This window comes from Pseudomonas bubulae (assembly GCF_037023725.1).
In the GTDB taxonomy this organism is placed as follows: domain Bacteria; phylum Pseudomonadota; class Gammaproteobacteria; order Pseudomonadales; family Pseudomonadaceae; genus Aquipseudomonas; species Aquipseudomonas bubulae.
Genome location: NZ_CP146077.1, coordinates 4,168,649 through 4,185,978, shown reverse-complemented (window position 1 = coordinate 4,185,978; position 17,330 = coordinate 4,168,649). Strand labels below are relative to the sequence as shown.

Annotated in this window: 11 protein-coding genes and 2 rRNA genes; 9 read left to right on the top strand and 4 right to left on the bottom strand. The window is 55.4% G+C overall.

Annotation, left to right across the window (positions count from 1 at the left end):
- The first annotated feature begins 60 nt into the window (after positions 1 to 60).
- The 5 genes from gnd to nudC all read left to right on the top strand — a co-directional run bounded on the left by gnd (position 61) and on the right by nudC (position 5,174).
- Complete coding sequence (gene gnd / locus V6L81_RS19260; RefSeq protein ID WP_095001647.1) at positions 61 to 1,041, top strand: phosphogluconate dehydrogenase (NAD(+)-dependent, decarboxylating); 981 nt, start codon at positions 61 to 63, stop codon at positions 1,039 to 1,041.
- Positions 1,038 to 2,561 carry a glucose-6-phosphate dehydrogenase gene (gene zwf / locus V6L81_RS19255; RefSeq protein ID WP_095020881.1) on the top strand — a complete coding sequence of 508 codons (1,524 nt, stop codon included), beginning with the start codon at positions 1,038 to 1,040 and terminating at the stop codon, positions 2,559 to 2,561. Before gnd ends, zwf begins: the two co-directional genes overlap by 4 nt.
- Positions 2,558 to 3,376, top strand: a complete 819-nt coding sequence (locus V6L81_RS19250; RefSeq protein ID WP_153381242.1) for an HAD family hydrolase — start codon at positions 2,558 to 2,560, stop codon at positions 3,374 to 3,376. Before zwf ends, V6L81_RS19250 begins: the two co-directional genes overlap by 4 nt.
- Before the next feature lie 124 nt (positions 3,377 to 3,500).
- Positions 3,501 to 4,313, top strand: coding sequence for a crotonase/enoyl-CoA hydratase family protein (locus tag V6L81_RS19245; RefSeq protein WP_095001645.1), 813 nt, complete (start codon positions 3,501 to 3,503; stop codon positions 4,311 to 4,313).
- 30 nt (positions 4,314 to 4,343) lie between these two features.
- On the top strand, positions 4,344 to 5,174 hold the full coding sequence (gene nudC / locus V6L81_RS19240; RefSeq protein WP_095001644.1) for an NAD(+) diphosphatase: 831 nt from the start codon (positions 4,344 to 4,346) through the stop codon (positions 5,172 to 5,174).
- Here nudC and V6L81_RS19235 read toward each other — a convergent pair.
- Entirely contained in the window at positions 5,142 to 5,921 is a 780-nt protein-coding gene (locus tag V6L81_RS19235) for a TSUP family transporter (protein WP_095001643.1), read from the bottom strand. The two genes, nudC and V6L81_RS19235, sit on opposite strands and share 33 nt — an antisense overlap.
- A gap of 172 nt (positions 5,922 to 6,093) precedes the next feature.
- Positions 6,094 to 7,179 (bottom strand): sigma-54 dependent transcriptional regulator, encoded by a 1,086-nt coding sequence (locus V6L81_RS19230; protein WP_338660268.1) that lies wholly within the window; start codon positions 7,177 to 7,179, stop codon positions 6,094 to 6,096.
- A gap of 331 nt (positions 7,180 to 7,510) precedes the next feature.
- Between V6L81_RS19230 and V6L81_RS19225 the strand changes: the two genes are divergently transcribed.
- Positions 7,511 to 8,680 carry a cysteine desulfurase family protein gene (locus V6L81_RS19225; protein ID WP_153400016.1) on the top strand — a complete coding sequence of 390 codons (1,170 nt, stop codon included), beginning with the start codon at positions 7,511 to 7,513 and terminating at the stop codon, positions 8,678 to 8,680.
- A gap of 56 nt (positions 8,681 to 8,736) precedes the next feature.
- A complete protein-coding gene (locus V6L81_RS19220; protein ID WP_338660267.1) occupies positions 8,737 to 10,557 on the top strand; it encodes an aminopeptidase P family protein in 1,821 nt (606 codons plus the stop codon).
- Between the two features lie 49 nt (positions 10,558 to 10,606).
- Here the strand turns inward: V6L81_RS19220 and V6L81_RS19215 are convergent, their stop codons facing one another.
- Both V6L81_RS19215 and rhtA read right to left on the bottom strand, forming a co-directional pair.
- Positions 10,607 to 10,888 (bottom strand): hypothetical protein, encoded by a 282-nt coding sequence (locus tag V6L81_RS19215; protein ID WP_095001639.1) that lies wholly within the window; start codon positions 10,886 to 10,888, stop codon positions 10,607 to 10,609.
- 151 nt (positions 10,889 to 11,039) lie between these two features.
- A complete protein-coding gene (rhtA, locus tag V6L81_RS19210; RefSeq protein ID WP_095019288.1) occupies positions 11,040 to 11,939 on the bottom strand; it encodes a threonine/homoserine exporter RhtA in 900 nt (299 codons plus the stop codon).
- A gap of 599 nt (positions 11,940 to 12,538) precedes the next feature.
- On the opposite strand from rhtA, the gene V6L81_RS19205 reads away from it, so the two are divergent.
- Positions 12,539 to 14,075 (top strand): 16S ribosomal RNA (locus V6L81_RS19205).
- A 323-nt stretch (positions 14,076 to 14,398) separates the two neighbouring features.
- A 23S ribosomal RNA gene (locus V6L81_RS19200) occupies positions 14,399 to 17,292 on the top strand.
- The 16S and 23S rRNA genes sit together here, the layout of an rRNA operon.
- Positions 17,293 to 17,330: the final 38 nt, after the last annotated feature.

Below are 17,330 nucleotides of genomic sequence, written 5' to 3'. Positions count from 1 at the left end.
TGGGCAATGCTGCACCGAGGTGCTGTACACCTATTTATTTGTCGTTGGGAGCAACAGTACATGCAGTTGGGAATTATTGGATTGGGCCGTATGGGCGGGAATATCGCGCGGCGTCTGATGCTCAATGGGCATACAACCGTGGTTTTTGACCGCAATACCGACTTTGTCAGCGCTCTGGAACAGGAAGGCGCCACCGCCGTTGCCGATTTGCCAGCGCTGGTCGCAGGCCTGGCCAAACCCCGTGCTGTCTGGGTCATGCTGCCTTCCGGTGCGCCGACCGAAGACACCATCGAGACTTTGAGCGAGTTGCTGGACGCCGATGACATCATCATTGATGGCGGCAACACCTTCTACAAGGATGACATTCGTCGTTCGCAGTCGCTGGCCGAGAAAGGCATCCAGTACGTTGACGTGGGTACATCGGGCGGCGTGTGGGGCCTGGAGCGCGGTTATTGCATGATGATCGGCGGAGACAGCGCTGTCGTGAAACATCTGGACCCGCTGTTTGCAGCGCTGGCGCCAGGCATGGGCGATATTGCGCGGACCAAGGATCGCACCTCTGACGATGACCGTGCCGAGCGTGGTTACATCCATGCTGGCCCGGCTGGCGCTGGCCATTTCGTCAAAATGGTGCACAACGGTATCGAGTACGGCTTGATGCAGGCGTACGCCGAAGGTTTCAACCTGATGAAGATGAAAGGCGGTGAAAACCTGCCTGAAGAGCAGCGTTTTGACCTGAACCTGGGTGATATCGCTGAAGTCTGGCGTCGTGGCAGCGTGGTGTCCTCCTGGTTGCTGGATTTGACCGCCGATGCTCTGGCCACTGATGAGCCGCTGGATGGCTACTCGGGCGCCGTCGCAGACAGTGGCGAAGGCCGCTGGACCATCGAGGCCGCAATGGAGCAGTCGACCCCGGTGCCAGTGTTGTCGCAAGCCCTGTTTGCCCGCTACAGTTCACGCCAGCAAAGCCTCTATGGCGACAAATTGTTGTCAGCCATGCGCTTTGGTTTCGGCGGCCACGTGGAGACGCCTAAAAAATGACCGATCTGTCCAGTAAACCTGATGCCAAGCCTGCGCCGCCCACCACTCTTTTTTTGTTTGGTGCCCACGGTGATCTGGTCAAGCGCTTGCTGATGCCGGCGCTGTACAACTTGAGTCGTGATGGTTTACTGGACGGTGGCCTGCGCATTGTGGGCGTCGACCACAATGCGATCAGTGATGAGGGATTTGCCAAAAAGCTGGAAGACTTCATTCGCAATGAAGCGTCCAGCAAAGTGGATCATCCTGACGGCGAGGGCTTGAATGCCGCTCTATGGGCCTCGCTGGCGAAGAACATCAGCTATGTGCAGGGCGATTTTCTCGATGACAGTACCTACGCGGCGCTGGAACAGAAGATTTTCGCCAGTGGCACCGCCAATGCGGTGTTCTATCTGGCCACTGCACCGCGCTTTTTCAGCGAAGTCGTGCAGCGGCTGGGCGCCAGCGGGTTGCTCAAGGAAACCCCGGAGGCTTTTCGCCGGGTAGTCATTGAAAAACCTTTTGGCTCTGACGTGCAAACAGCCCAGGCATTGAACGAATGCCTGCTGAGCGTCATGAGCGAGAAGCAGATCTACCGGATTGACCATTACCTGGGCAAGGAAACCGTCCAGAACATTTTGGTCAGCCGTTTCTCCAACGGGCTTTTCGAAGCTTTCTGGAACAATCATTACATTGACCATGTGCAGATCACGGCGGCAGAAACCGTCGGGGTTGAGACACGTGGCAGTTTTTACGAACACACCGGCGCCTTGCGCGACATGTTGCCCAACCATCTGTTTCAACTGCTGGCGATGGTCGCGATGGAGCCCCCTGCGGCCTTTGGTGCCGATGCGGTGCGCGGTGAAAAGGCCAAGGTGATTGGCGCAATCCGCCCCTGGTCCAAAGAAGATGCGCTGAAGAACTCGGTGCGCGGGCAGTACACTCAGGGTGAGTCCGGCGGCAAGCCGGTCGTGGGTTATCGCGAAGAGAACAATGTGGCGCCAGACAGCACTACCGAAACCTTTGTCGCGCTCAAGGTGATGATCGACAACTGGCGCTGGGTGGGCGTGCCGTTTTATCTGCGCACCGGCAAGCGCATGAGTGCGCGGGACACTGAAATCGCCATCTGCTTCAAGCCTGCGCCTTATGCGCAATTCCGTGACACCGACGTTGAACGGTTGCAGCCCAACTATTTGCGGATCCAGATCCAGCCCAATGAAGGCATGTGGTTTGACCTGCAGGCCAAGCAACCCGGACCGGGGCTGAAAATGGCCAATATCGAGTTGGGTTTTGCGTACAAGGACTTTTTCCAAATGCAGCCTTCAACAGGCTACGAGACCTTGATCTACGACTGCCTTACTGGCGACCAGACCTTGTTTCAACGTGCGGACAACATTGAAAACGGCTGGCGGGGTGTGCAACCTTTTCTGGACGCGTGGCAGGAACAAACGGACGTGCAACCGTACAAGGCCGGTGAAGACGGTCCTGAGGCCGCTAAAGAATTGCTGGGTCGCGATGGGCGTGTCTGGCTCAACATAGGATGAGAGACGTGAAGCAAAACCCGATTGAGCTGGTGTTGTGTGACATGGATGGCACCCTGCTTTTACCTGATCACAGCATCAGCCCGCGCAACCTGGCGGCAGTCAAGGCGCTGCAGGCCGCCGGCATTCATTTCACCCTGGCTACCGGCCGCCCGCCACGGGCCATGCGCGATTATATCCGGCAGTTGGGGGTTGAGCTGCCGACTGCCGGGTTCAATGGCGGGGTGCTGGTCAACGCCGATGGCAGCGTGCTGCAGTCCCACCATGTGCCGTACCAGGCCGTACTCAAGACACTCGAGTTTTTGGCCGGGCATGACGTTGAGGTCTGGGTGTTTGCCGACGATGAGTGGCTGTTGCGCGACCCGACGGGGCCGATGGTTGCCCACGAGCAGCAGGGCCTGGGTTATGCCCCGCTGGTAGTCGAGAGTTTTGAACCCTACCTGCACCGGGTGGACAAGATCGTGGCCACTACCGGCAATGCACCCTTGTTGGTCGAGCTGGAGCAGCGTTTGCAGCAGTTACTGCATGGGGAGGCCTCTGCCAGCCGCTCCCAGGCCCGTTATCTTGATATCACCGCGCTCAGGGCTAATAAAGGCGATGCCCTTGCCACGCTGGCCGAACACCTGGGTGTGCCTCTTGAGCGCACGGTGGCGATAGGAGATGGCGGCAATGATCCGGCCATGTTCCAGCGTGCCGGGCTGTCGATTGCCATGGGCCAGGCCGATGCGCCTATTCGCGAGCAGGCGATGCATGTCACCGGCAGCAATACTGAAGATGGCGTTGCCCAGGCGATCGAGCGGTTTATCCTGACGCGCTGAAGGGGGCTGTGACAGGTCGTTTTGTCCGTATTTTGGCGTGATCGCGGCCTGCCTGCAGCCTGCAAGCCTTGTTATAGTCCGCCGCTTATCGGCCGGCGACGGCGCCCCGCAAAGGATTCAGGTTATGTCCGATTACCAGGCTTTTCAGGTTGAGTTGAACGGCAATATCGCCCATGTACAGATCAATCGACCTGAAAAGGTCAATGCGATGAATGCTGCGTTCTGGTCCGAAATCATCGATATCTTCCAGTGGATTGATGAAACTGACGCGGTGCGAGTGGTGGTGCTCAGTGGGGCGGGCAAGCATTTCTCGGCCGGCATCGACCTGATGCTGCTGGCGTCGGTGGCCAATGAAATGGGCAAGGATGTGGGGCGCAACGCCCGCATGCTGCGACGAAAAATCCTGCAAATGCAGGCCTCGTTCACTGCCGTCGACCAGTGCCGCAAGCCAGTTCTGGCGGCGGTTCAGGGTTACTGCATTGGCGGGGCGATAGACCTGATTGCCGCCTGCGACATGCGCTACGCCGCTGAAGATGCACAGTTCTCGATCAAGGAAATCGATATGGGCATGGCCGCCGATGTCGGGACACTGCAACGCCTGCCGCGTATCATCGGTGATGGCATGCTCCGCGAGCTGGCCTATACCGGGCGAATGGTCGCGGCAGATGAAGCTCGCGCCATCGGCCTGGTAAACCGGGTCTACAGTGATCAACAGGCGTTGCTTGAGGGCGTTATGGCGATTGCCCAGGAAATCGCCAGTAAATCGCCGATTGCCATTGCTGGCACCAAGCAGATGATCGGCTATATGCGCGATCACCGAGTGGAGGATGGCCTGGAATATGTTGCGACGTGGAATGCTGCGATGCTGCAATCCAGCGATCTGCGCCTGGCAATGACCGCGCATATGACCAAGCAGAAACCCGAATTTCTCGATTGAAGGCTTTGTAACCTGAACAAGGATCACTTGATGACACCGCGTTGGATCACGGCAGTACTGGATACAGACCTGACTGGCGGCTGGGCCGTGGCGCGCGGCCCCGACGGTTTTCTGAATGATGACAATGGCCCGCTGTTCCCTCGCGAATGGCTCAAACGCCAGAACTTGCCGGTACTGGCCGAGCATGGCATCGGCCACCTCGACGGCGAGCCGGTATATTTGCTGGAGCTCAAGGGCGCCGCTCAGGTAGAGGGCTGCCATTGGCAGGGCTTGCGCGCCTTTATGCTGGGCGACGACCACACGCTTTATAAAGTGCTGGGTTATGCCGCGCAAATCGGCACCTGGGCTCGTGAACATCGTTTTTGCGGCAGTTGCGGGCAGGCCATGACGCAGGTGTCAAGGGAGCGGGCGATGTACTGCGCTGCCTGTGACTTGCGCAGTTACCCGCGCATATCGCCGAGTATGATCGTGTTGATTACCCGTGGTGATGAAGTGCTGCTGGCCCGTTCGCCGCGCTTTGTGCCGGGGGTTTACAGCACCCTGGCGGGCTTCGCCGAGCCAGGCGAGTCGGCCGAGGATTGCCTGATTCGTGAAGTGCGCGAAGAAGTGCAGCTGGAGGTCAGGAACATCCAGTATGTGGGCAGCCAGTGCTGGCCGTTCCCGCACTCGATGATGCTGGGGTTTCACGCGGAATATGCCGGGGGCGAGATTGTGCCCCAGGCCGATGAGATAGAAGATGCGCAGTGGTTCAATGTGCATCAATTACCGCCGTTGCCGGCGTCGCGCTCGATTGCGCGCTATCTTATCGACCTGTATGTGGCGCGTCGCTTAGGCCATGCCGAACCAGTGCTGCCAGGCTAGGCGCACGGTCAGGCCCAGGACCACGGTAATAAATACCGGACGAATAAACTTGGCGCCGCCGCTGATCGCGCTGCGGGCGCCAAAGTAAGCGCCGACCATCACTGCAAAGCCCATGGTCAGGCCGATTATCCAGTCCACATGCCCGGAAAAGATAAACACCGACAGCGCTGCAATGTTGCTGACGAAGTTCATGCTGCGGGCCACACCGCTGGCCTTCACCAGATCGATGGGGTACATCAGCATGCTGCTGACAGTCCAGAACGCACCGGTGCCCGGGCCGGCCACGCCATCATAGAACCCCAGGCCCAGACCCTGCGGCAATTGCCATTTCTTTTTGATCGGCGCGTCGTTGTCGACGGGTGTTTTTGGGGTGCCGCCAAACAACAGGTAAATCCCGCAACCGAAGACAATCACCGGCAGCATCTTGTTGAGCCATTCTGCGGGCATGTAATGGGCGGCAGTTGCGCCAATCAGGCTGCCGACCAAGGTGCCGAAAATGGCCAGTTTCCACTCGCGGGGATGGAACAGTTTGCGACGGTAGAATGTAAGGCTCGCCGTGGCTGCGCCGAAGGTCGAACTGAGTTTGTTGGTCCCCAGCACAAGATGTGGCGGCAAGCCTGCGGTGAGCAGGGCAGGGGTGGTGAGCAAGCCGCCACCACCTGCGATGGCATCGATAAAACCGGCAACAAAAGCAACGGCGGCCAGAATGGCGAGGGTGGTCAAATCTACGCTGAGTTCAAAAGGCATGGGATCGACTTAATTCGGCGGGACGTACAGCGCAGGCGCGCGGGAAGGACGTCATCTTACCGATAAGCGAGAACAGCGGCGATAGGGCTTTTGTGATTGCCCGACGGCGCCATGAACGATCATGGGGATCGTTTGGCGCTACGGTCAGGCAATTGCGTCAGCGGGCGATCTTTTAATAGACGAGAGCGTCGGCATCCATCCGCCGGACGTTGACTGATAGTGCACCGAGCTTGATCAGCCGGGTGCGGGTGACGTTGCGACTCAAGCCCAGCAATTTGGCCGTGTGCACCTGGTTGTGATGGCAAAATTCATAAGCGCTGCGCAGCAGGGCGTCTTCGACGGTTTCATGCAGGGCTCCCGGTTCTTCTTCGAAAAGCTTGCGAAATGCGCGCTGCAACAGATCCCGGGTAGTGTGTTGAACCGGTTGTTGCGTCGGCAAGTCCTGGCGCCTGCTGCGTGACTGGGACAGGCGCAGGTCCTGCACCGTGATGGTCTGGTTGCGGCACAGCAGCAGGCTGTGGTGCACGACGTTTTCCAGCTCGCGAATATTGCCCTGCCAGGGGTGATGCACCAGGACTTGCTCGGCGCACTCGCTCAGGGCCGTTGGCCCGTGGGGCAGGCGTTGGCGATAGGTTTTCAGGAAGTGGCGGGCCAGCGGCAGAATATCTCCAGGTCGCTCGCGCAAGGGCAGCAACGCAAGGCTGACAACATTCAGGCGGTAATAGAGATCCTCGCGGAAATGTCCGGCATCGATGGCCTGCTCCAGGTTGACGTTGGTGGCAGCCAGCACCCGAACGTTGATCGGGGTGCTTTTGCGCGAACCCAGCCGCACAACCTCTTGTTCTTGCAGGACGCGCAACAGCTTGACCTGGATGGCCAGCGGCAAGTCGCCGATTTCATCCAGAAACAACGTGCCGCCATCGGCCTCTTCAAACCAGCCGGATTTTGCACTCAGGGCGCCCGTGAAAGCACCTTTTTCATGGCCGAACAACTCAGCCTCAACCAGTGACTCGGCAAACGCCCCGCAGTTGACCGCCACGAATGGCTGCTGGTGCCGGTGGCTGAGCTGATGGATATGGCGTGCAACGAGTTCCTTGCCGGTGCCGGTTTCTCCAATGATCAGCACACTGGCATCACTGGGGGCAATTTGTTGCAAGTGCGTCAACAGCGCTTTGGACGCTGGGTCTTCAAATACTTGGGCCGTGGCGCGTACGGACGTGGCCAGTGCCGGGGTGGCAGGTAATGTTAAAAGCTGCATTGACAGCTCCTTTTAACAGGGGCTCTGCCCACAAAAGGAAAGCCGGAGGCAGCTTTATAAAGTTATTTTGTTATTCCGTAAACTAACCTAATTCCATATTTATATATCGATATTGCATATCGGACTTGCATCGCGACCTGTTTTTAGCGCTTTATAAGACACTGCTTTCCAGGCCTCCTTAATTTAGGATTGAGCCTGGGAGGGTTTTCTCTTATTTACCTGTTTTCACCCGGCTCAATCAGTTATTTCTAACGGCCGCATTTTCAAGTGGTCTCATTAATCCTCAATCAGGGACGCCCTGATTCAGGAAAGCGCTCAGTGGATTTGAACAATGAACAAGCGACCTCTTTATTTCGATTACGCGGCCACCACTCCCGTGGACGCTCGTGTCATCCAGGTGATGGTCGAATGCCTGGGCTTTGAAGGCAACTTTGGCAATCCAGCTTCCGGCTCCCACGTCTTTGGTCAGCAAGCCCGGCATTCGGTAGAACTGGCCCGAGAGCAGGTCGCGCAACTGATCAATGCCAGGCCGGAGCAGATCATCTGGACCTCGGGCGCTACCGAGTCCAACAACCTGGCCCTGAAAGGTGTGGCACAGGCCGGTGGCCAGTTGCGCGGGCATATCATCACCAGCCAGATCGAGCACAAAGCGGTGCTGGATACCGCACGTTTTTTACAGGATGCAGGCTTTGACGTGACCTACCTGGCACCTGATGCCAACGGGCTTGTCAGCGCCGATCAGGTCAGCGCCGCCCTGCGGGCAGATACGCTGCTGGTGTCGCTGATGCTGGTCAACAATGAACTGGGGACGGTGAATGACATCCCGGAGATTGGCCGTCGCGTGCGCGAGCATGGTGCGTTGTTTCACGTAGATGCTGCGCAAGGTGCAGGCAAAGTAGCCATCGACCTGAATGAGTGGGCCGTCGATCTGATGTCGTTTTCGGGGCACAAGATTTATGGCCCCAAAGGTATCGGCGCGTTGTATGTGGGCTCGCGGGCACAGGATCGCTTGCAGGCGCAGATTCACGGTGGTGGGCATGAGTCCGGTTTGCGTTCTGGAACGCTGGCGACGCATCAAATTGCCGGTATGGGCGCAGCTTTTGCATTGGCCAACCAGTCGTTTGCCGAAGAGCTGGAGCATATTCGTGAATTGCGTCAGCGTTTGCTTGCACAACTGGCCGATGTGCCGGGCCTGCTATGCAATGGTTGTCCGACCCAACGTATTCCTCATACCTTGAGCCTGACCTTCAGCGAAGGACACTTTAACAGCGCTGCCTTGAGTAGCGAGCTGGCGTACTCGGCAACGTCGGCATGCAACTCGGCCAGCAATGCCCCTTCCCATGTGCTGCTGGCGCTGGGGCATGATGCACGCCAGGCCGGGCGTACCATCCGCCTGAGCCTTGGCCGCTTCACCCGCGAGCAGGACATCGATGTAGCTGCAAAGGCAATCAAGGCTTGCGTAGCAGCGCCCGCACCTTTTTGGGCGGTTGCCCAACCTTGATGGCTGATCCATCATCAGCGACGAATAATAATTACCAGTGACTGGCAGGAGAATAAATGAGTACTCAGGTGTTGAATTCGGGGTCTGTTGTGGAGCGTTTGAAACGCACCCGGGCAGTGATGAGCGAGCACGGGATCCATGCGCTTCTCGTGCCTTCGGCCGATCCCCATCTTTCGGAGTACTTGCCTGCCTACTGGCAGGGCCGTCAGTGGCTGTCAGGCTTTTACGGTTCAGTGGGCACATTGATTGTCACGCCGACCTTCGCCGGCGTGTGGGCTGACAGCCGTTACTGGGAGCAAGCGGGCAAAGAGCTCAGTGGCAGCACCATTGAACTGGTCAAACTGTTGCCCGGGCAGCCGGGTCCTCTGGAGTGGCTGGCTGAACAAACGCCAGAAGGTGCAACGGTTAGCGTTGATGGCGCCGTTCTTGCCCTGGCTTCAGCACGAACCCTTGAAAGCCGGCTCAAGGATCGCGGTGCAACCTTGCGCACGGATATCGATTTGCTTGGCCTTGTCTGGCAGGATCGGCCAACACTGCCGGTGCAGCCGGTGTATGAGCACTTGCCACCACAAGCGACGGTCAGTCGGGTCGACAAGCTCCAGCAGTTGCGCGAAACACTCAAGCAGCGCAAAGCAGACGCGCATTTCATTGCAACCCTGGATGACATTGCCTGGTTGTTCAACTTGCGTGGCTCGGATGTCTCTTTCAACCCTGTATTCGTGTCGTTTGCATTAATCGAGGAGGCCCGGGCTACCTTGTTTGTCGATCTGCACAAGGTCAGTGCCGAACTGCGTGGCACCCTGGCCCGCGAAGGCATAGAGCTGTGCGACTACACCGGGATCAATGCGGCGCTGGCGTCCTTGCCGGCCACTACCCGGTTGCTGGTAGACCCTGTCCGCGTGACCTGTGGGCTGATCGGCCACCTGAAGCCTGAAGTGAAGCTGGTTGAGGGTTTGAACCCTACGACCCTGTCCAAGTCGCAAAAGAGTCTTGATGACGCCGTTCATATTCGCCAGGCCATGGAGCAGGATGGTGCTGCACTGTGTGAGTTTTTTGCCTGGCTGGAAACGGCTTTTGGGCGTGAGCGCATTACCGAACTGACGATTGATGAACAGCTGACCGCGGCCCGTGCCCGTCGTCCCGGGTTTGTATCACTGAGTTTCAACACCATTGCTGCGTTTAATGCCAATGGCGCAATGCCCCATTACCATGCCACCGAACAAGAACATGCAGTCATTGAAGGTGACGGCTTGCTGTTGATTGACTCGGGCGGGCAGTACCTGGGGGGCACGACCGATATCACGCGCATGGTTCCCGTCGGTACGCCGACCGATGAGCAAAAACGTGACTGCACCCGTGTACTAAAAGGCGTGATCGCTTTGTCTCGTGCTCGCTTTCCAAAGGGCATCCTCTCGCCTTTGCTGGACTCGATTGCCAGGGCACCGATCTGGGCTGAAAACGTCGATTATGGGCACGGCACTGGGCATGGCGTCGGTTACTTCCTGAACGTGCACGAAGGGCCACAGGTTATCGCCTATCAGGCTGCACCGGCGCCGCACACGGCAATGCAGCCGGGGATGATTACCTCGATCGAGCCGGGGACATACCGTCCGGGTCGTTGGGGGGTGCGCATCGAAAACCTGGTGTTGAACCGGGAAGCGGGTGATTCGGAGTTTGGAGTGTTTCTGAAGTTTGAAACCCTGACGCTATGTCCGATTGACACTCGCTGTCTGGAACCATCATTGCTGACGCGTGAGGAGGTCGAGTGGCTTGATGGCTACCACGCCCAGGTTCTCGAGCGTTTGAGTCCGCTGCTTGCAGGCGCCGCTCTGGAGTGGTTGCAGGTTCGTACGGCACCCGTCGCGATCAAGCGCTGATCTTGATGCCATGCTGCCGGTCGGGTCGACAGCATGGCAACAGGTGTTACTACCTGCAGATGACAATCATGCTGCGACTGGTATAACCCGCGGGGTTAAGGCCGAACGGGTAGTCCCCTGGCTCTTCGGCCGCATCACCCGATTTGGCAATCACCCGGTATCCCTTGGTTCCGCAAGACTTGTCGGCTTCGGCATAGCATTTGTTCCACGAGGAGGACAATCCCGAACAATTGATATGCAGGCCTCGCTTGCCATGCTTGACGGAGGTTTCGGAGGTTGCAGCGCAGCCGGTTAAAGCAAGTACGGCTAAAGCTACCAAAATACGTTTCATTCCTGTCCTTAAGCGTTTGCATCGGGTTTACGGGATACGCATGTGTGAGGCTGCCTGTCCGTGGCCCCTGTAGATGTCCGTATCCTGAATCGGCCTGATGAATCTGGAGTGACAAACATCCCTTAAATGAGAGTCAATTACAATAACTGTGTCAACTGGCGCCTTTTTTGTCAGTAGCAACAGGTGTGGAATGGTTGCGCATGGTTAAAGTCGCCCCGATCGAAGCCATGATGATGCAGGAAATGGCCATCCATTGCGTAAATGACAAGATCTCATTCAGAAACAACAGGCCCGACAGTGCTCCGAAGGCGGGTTCTATGCTCATCAGTGTGCCAAATGTTCGAGTTGGCATGCGTGTCAGGGCAATCATCTCAAGTGTGTAGGGCAGAGCTGTGGACATAAGGGCTACGCCAATGGCTATGGGAATCAGGCCTGGAGTCAATAATGCGGCGCCAGCGTGGTACACACCTATAGGTGCGAAAAAAAGTGCTGCAATAATTACGCCTAAAGCAGCGGTCTGCACGCCATTATCCGCTCCGGCCCGTTGCCCATAAAGAATGTACAGTGCCCAGCAGACCCCGGCGCTCAACGCGTAACCCGCGCCGACAGGGTCGATTCCTTGCGTGCTTTCACCAAAGGGTATGAGTAGCAGCAGTCCGGTGATTGCCAGACCTATCCATATGAAGTCGATCGGCCGGCGGGAGGTGTAAATAGCCACGGCCAAAGGTCCCGTGAACTCAAGGGCCACAGCAATACCCAGCGGAACGCTGCGCAATGACATATAGAAGAGGAAATTCATCCCCCCCAGCGCTATCCCGTAAACAATCACGGTTTTTAAGGATTTTGCGCTGAGCCTGGCTCTCCAGGGGCGCAGTATCAGAAACATGATAATGCTGGCGAATGCCAGGCGCAGACTGGTTGTTCCTTGGGCGCCAATGATGGGGAACATGCTTTTAGCCAGCGATGCACCCGATTGGATCGAAGCCATGGCAATAAGCAGCAAGCCAACAGGGAAAAGCGTCGCCATCAGGTTGCGGGGGAGCTTTGTCATTACGGAGTGTGCCTGGGTTTGAGGGGCTTTAAGGCAGGCATGATGCTTAACTGATTGAGAATGTGCAATATAGTGCGCAACTTCTGGCGTTTTTCACGCTATAGGCGCTTACAGATCAATAGTTTCGATTAATGCTTGACTCGAAATTGTAACTGTCTATAATTCGCCCCACTTCCGGCGCAGTCGAAACGGAAAACTCCTTGAGTTTCAATGAGTTGGATGGTTTTCGGCGGTGTCAGCTTCAAGTCATCGAAGCAGGAAATGAGGTGTTGACAGCAGCGTGCAACGCTGTAGAATTCGCCTCCCGCTAACGAGAGATCGAAAGCGCAAGTGGTTGATGTTACAGAGGAAACTTTGAAAACATCTTAAAATAACCGCTTGACAGATACAGAGGCTGCTGTAGAATGCGCGCCTCGGTACAGCGAAAGCTGACCAACCGCTCTTTAACAATTGAATCAAGCAATTCGTGTGGGTTCTTGTGGAGTCAGACTGATAGTCAACAAGATTATCAGCATCACAAGTTACTCCGCGAGAAATCAAAGATGTAACCAACGATTGCTGAGCCAAGTTTAGGGTTTCTTAAAAACCCAAAGATGTTTGAACTGAAGAGTTTGATCATGGCTCAGATTGAACGCTGGCGGCAGGCCTAACACATGCAAGTCGAGCGGTAGAGAGAAGCTTGCTTCTCTTGAGAGCGGCGGACGGGTGAGTAATACCTAGGAATCTGCCTGATAGTGGGGGATAACGTTCGGAAACGGACGCTAATACCGCATACGTCCTACGGGAGAAAGCAGGGGACCTTCGGGCCTTGCGCTATCAGATGAGCCTAGGTCGGATTAGCTAGTTGGTGAGGTAATGGCTCACCAAGGCTACGATCCGTAACTGGTCTGAGAGGATGATCAGTCACACTGGAACTGAGACACGGTCCAGACTCCTACGGGAGGCAGCAGTGGGGAATATTGGACAATGGGCGAAAGCCTGATCCAGCCATGCCGCGTGTGTGAAGAAGGTCTTCGGATTGTAAAGCACTTTAAGTTGGGAGGAAGGGCAGTTACCTAATACGTGATTGTCTTGACGTTACCGACAGAATAAGCACCGGCTAACTCTGTGCCAGCAGCCGCGGTAATACAGAGGGTGCAAGCGTTAATCGGAATTACTGGGCGTAAAGCGCGCGTAGGTGGTTTGTTAAGTTGAATGTGAAATCCCCGGGCTCAACCTGGGAACTGCATCCAAAACTGGCAAGCTAGAGTATGGTAGAGGGTAGTGGAATTTCCTGTGTAGCGGTGAAATGCGTAGATATAGGAAGGAACACCAGTGGCGAAGGCGACTACCTGGACTGATACTGACGCTGAGGTGCGAAAGCGTGGGGAGCAAACAGGATTAGATACCCTGGTAGTCCACGCCGTAAACGATGTCAACTAGCCGTTGGGAGTCTTGAACTCTTAGTGGCGCAGCTAACGCATTAAGTTGACCGCCTGGGGAGTACGGCCGCAAGGTTAAAACTCAAATGAATTGACGGGGGCCCGCACAAGCGGTGGAGCATGTGGTTTAATTCGAAGCAACGCGAAGAACCTTACCAGGCCTTGACATCCAATGAACTTTCTAGAGATAGATTGGTGCCTTCGGGAACATTGAGACAGGTGCTGCATGGCTGTCGTCAGCTCGTGTCGTGAGATGTTGGGTTAAGTCCCGTAACGAGCGCAACCCTTGTCCTTAGTTACCAGCACGTAATGGTGGGCACTCTAAGGAGACTGCCGGTGACAAACCGGAGGAAGGTGGGGATGACGTCAAGTCATCATGGCCCTTACGGCCTGGGCTACACACGTGCTACAATGGTCGGTACAAAGGGTTGCCAAGCCGCGAGGTGGAGCTAATCCCATAAAACCGATCGTAGTCCGGATCGCAGTCTGCAACTCGACTGCGTGAAGTCGGAATCGCTAGTAATCGTGAATCAGAATGTCACGGTGAATACGTTCCCGGGCCTTGTACACACCGCCCGTCACACCATGGGAGTGGGTTGCACCAGAAGTAGCTAGTCTAACCTTCGGGAGGACGGTTACCACGGTGTGATTCATGACTGGGGTGAAGTCGTAACAAGGTAGCCGTAGGGGAACCTGCGGCTGGATCACCTCCTTAATCGACGACATCAGCTGCTCCATAAGTTCCCACACGAATTGCTTGATTCATTGTAGAAGACGATAACTGCAGAGTTGATCTGCGGTTTTTCTGTCGTAAAGCTTAGAAATGAGCATTTCATCAAATGATGGTGAATGTTGATTTCTGATCTTTTGATTAGATCGTTCTTTAAAAATTTGGGTATGTAATAGAAAGTTAGACTGGATAACACTTTCACTGGTGTTTATTCAGGCTAAGGTAAAATTTGTGATTGCTCTTAATTGAGCAGCGAATTTTCGGCGAATGTCGTCTTCATAGTATAACCAGATTGCTTGGGGTTATATGGTCAAGTGAAGAAGCGCATACGGTGGATGCCTTGGCAGTCAGAGGCGATGAAAGACGTGGTAGCCTGCGAAAAGCTTCGGGGAGTCGGCAAACAGACTTTGATCCGGAGATGTCTGAATGGGGGAACCCACCTAACATAAGTTAGGTATCTTAAGCTGAATACATAGGCTTAAGAAGCGAACCAGGGGAACTGAAACATCTAAGTACCCTGAGGAAAAGAAATCAACCGAGATTCCCTTAGTAGTGGCGAGCGAACGGGGACCAGCCCTTAAGCTGTATTGATGTTAGCGGAACGCTCTGGAAAGTGCGGCCATAGTGGGTGATAGCCCTGTACGCGAAAACATCTTTGCAGTGAAATCGAGTAGGACGGAGCACGAGAAACTTTGTCTGAATATGGGGGGACCATCCTCCAAGGCTAAATACTACTGACTGACCGATAGTGAACTAGTACCGTGAGGGAAAGGCGAAAAGAACCCCGGAGAGGGGAGTGAAATAGATCCTGAAACCGTATGCGTACAAGCAGTGGGAGCCCACTTTGTTGGGTGACTGCGTACCTTTTGTATAATGGGTCAGCGACTTATTTTCAGTGGCAAGCTTAACCGAATAGGGGAGGCGTAGCGAAAGCGAGTCTTAATAGGGCGTCTAGTCGCTGGGAATAGACCCGAAACCGGGCGATCTATCCATGGGCAGGTTGAAGGTTGGGTAACACTAACTGGAGGACCGAACCGACTACCGTTGAAAAGTTAGCGGATGACCTGTGGATCGGAGTGAAAGGCTAATCAAGCTCGGAGATAGCTGGTTCTCCTCGAAAGCTATTTAGGTAGCGCCTCATGTATCACTGTAGGGGGTAGAGCACTGTTTCGGCTAGGGGGCCATCCCGGCTTACCAAACCGATGCAAACTCCGAATACCTACAAGTGCCGAGCATGGGAGACACACGGCGGGTGCTAACGTCCGTCGTGAAAAGGGAAACAACCCAGACCGTCAGCTAAGGTCCCAAAGTTATGGTTAAGTGGGAAACGATGTGGGAAGGCTTAGACAGCTAGGAGGTTGGCTTAGAAGCAGCCACCCTTTAAAGAAAGCGTAATAGCTCACTAGTCGAGTCGGCCTGCGCGGAAGATTTAACGGGGCTCAAACCATACACCGAAGCTACGGGTATCATCTTAGGATGATGCGGTAGAGGAGCGTTCTGTAAGCCTGTGAAGGTGAGTTGAGAAGCTTGCTGGAGGTATCAGAAGTGCGAATGCTGACATGAGTAACGATAATGGGTGTGAAAAACACCCACGCCGAAAGACCAAGGTTTCCTGCGCAACGTTAATCGACGCAGGGTTAGTCGGTCCCTAAGGCGAGGCTGAAAAGCGTAGTCGATGGAAAACAGGTTAATATTCCTGTACTTCTGGTTATTGCGATGGAGGGACGGAGAAGGCTAGGCCAGCTTGGCGTTGGTTGTCCAAGTTTAAGGTGGTAGGCTGGAATCTTAGGTAAATCCGGGATTCTAAGGCCGAGAGCTGATGACGAGTGTTCTTTTAGAACACGAAGTGGTTGATGCCATGCTTCCAAGAAAAGCTTCTAAGCTTCAGGTAACCAGGAACCGTACCCCAAACCGACACAGGTGGTTGGGTAGAGAATACCAAGGCGCTTGAGAGAACTCGGGTGAAGGAACTAGGCAAAATGGCACCGTAACTTCGGGAGAAGGTGCGCCGGTGGAGGTGAAGCATTTACTGCGTAAGCCCCTGCCGGTCGAAGATACCAGGCCGCTGCGACTGTTTATTAAAAACACAGCACTCTGCAAACACGAAAGTGGACGTATAGGGTGTGACGCCTGCCCGGTGCCGGAAGGTTAATTGATGGGGTTAGCTAACGCGAAGCTCTTGATCGAAGCCCCGGTAAACGGCGGCCGTAACTATAACGGTCCTAAGGTAGCGAAATTCCTTGTCGGGTAAGTTCCGACCTGCACGAATGGCGTAACGATGGCGGCGCTGTCTCCACCCGAGACTCAGTGAAATTGAAATCGCTGTGAAGATGCAGTGTATCCGCGGCTAGACGGAAAGACCCCGTGAACCTTTACTATAGCTTTGCACTGGACTTTGAATTTGCTTGTGTAGGATAGGTGGGAGGCTTTGAAGCGTGAACGCCAGTTTGCGTGGAGCCAACCTTGAAATACCACCCTGGCAACTTTGAGGTTCTAACTCAGGTCCGTTATCCGGATCGAGGACAGTGTATGGTGGGTAGTTTGACTGGGGCGGTCTCCTCCTAAAGAGTAACGGAGGAGTACGAAGGTGCGCTCAGACCGGTCGGAAATCGGTCGTAGAGTATAAAGGCAAAAGCGCGCTTGACTGCGAGACAGACACGTCGAGCAGGTACGAAAGTAGGTCTTAGTGATCCGGTGGTTCTGTATGGAAGGGCCATCGCTCAACGGATAAAAGGTACTCCGGGGATAACAGGCTGATACCGCCCAAGAGTTCATATCGACGGCGGTGTTTGGCACCTCGATGTCGGCTCATCACATCCTGGGGCTGAAGCCGGTCCCAAGGGTATGGCTGTTCGCCATTTAAAGTGGTACGCGAGCTGGGTTTAGAACGTCGTGAGACAGTTCGGTCCCTATCTGCCGTGGACGTTTGAGATTTGAGAGGGGCTGCTCCTAGTACGAGAGGACCGGAGTGGACGAACCTCTGGTGTTCCGGTTGTCACGCCAGTGGCATTGCCGGGTAGCTATGTTCGGGAAAGATAACCGCTGAAAGCATCTAAGCGGGAAACTTGCCTCAAGATGAGATCTCACTGGAACCTTGAGTTCCCTAAAGGGCCGTCGAAGACTACGACGTTGATAGGTTGGGTGTGTAAGCGCTGTGAGGCGTTGAGCTAACCAATACTAATTGCCCGTGAGGCTTGACCATATAACACCCAAGCAATTTGCGCCCTTGAACACAAGAGC

Excerpts from the sequence above, each read along its gene's own strand:
- V6L81_RS19235 (WP_095001643.1), bottom strand. The coding sequence starts at position 5,921 with ATGCCTTTTGAACTCAGCGTAGATTTGACCACCCTCGCCATTCTGGCC.
- nudC (WP_095001644.1), top strand. The coding sequence starts at position 4,344 with ATGACACCGCGTTGGATCACGGCAGTACTGGATACAGACCTGACTGGC.
- gnd (WP_095001647.1), top strand. The coding sequence starts at position 61 with ATGCAGTTGGGAATTATTGGATTGGGCCGTATGGGCGGGAATATCGCG.
- zwf (WP_095020881.1), top strand. The coding sequence starts at position 1,038 with ATGACCGATCTGTCCAGTAAACCTGATGCCAAGCCTGCGCCGCCCACC.
- V6L81_RS19250 (WP_153381242.1), top strand. The coding sequence starts at position 2,558 with ATGAGAGACGTGAAGCAAAACCCGATTGAGCTGGTGTTGTGTGACATG.
- rhtA (WP_095019288.1), bottom strand. The coding sequence starts at position 11,939 with ATGACAAAGCTCCCCCGCAACCTGATGGCGACGCTTTTCCCTGTTGGC.
- V6L81_RS19215 (WP_095001639.1), bottom strand. The coding sequence starts at position 10,888 with ATGAAACGTATTTTGGTAGCTTTAGCCGTACTTGCTTTAACCGGCTGC.
- V6L81_RS19220 (WP_338660267.1), top strand. The coding sequence starts at position 8,737 with ATGAGTACTCAGGTGTTGAATTCGGGGTCTGTTGTGGAGCGTTTGAAA.
- V6L81_RS19245 (WP_095001645.1), top strand. The coding sequence starts at position 3,501 with ATGTCCGATTACCAGGCTTTTCAGGTTGAGTTGAACGGCAATATCGCC.
- V6L81_RS19230 (WP_338660268.1), bottom strand. The coding sequence starts at position 7,179 with ATGCAGCTTTTAACATTACCTGCCACCCCGGCACTGGCCACGTCCGTA.
- V6L81_RS19225 (WP_153400016.1), top strand. The coding sequence starts at position 7,511 with ATGAACAAGCGACCTCTTTATTTCGATTACGCGGCCACCACTCCCGTG.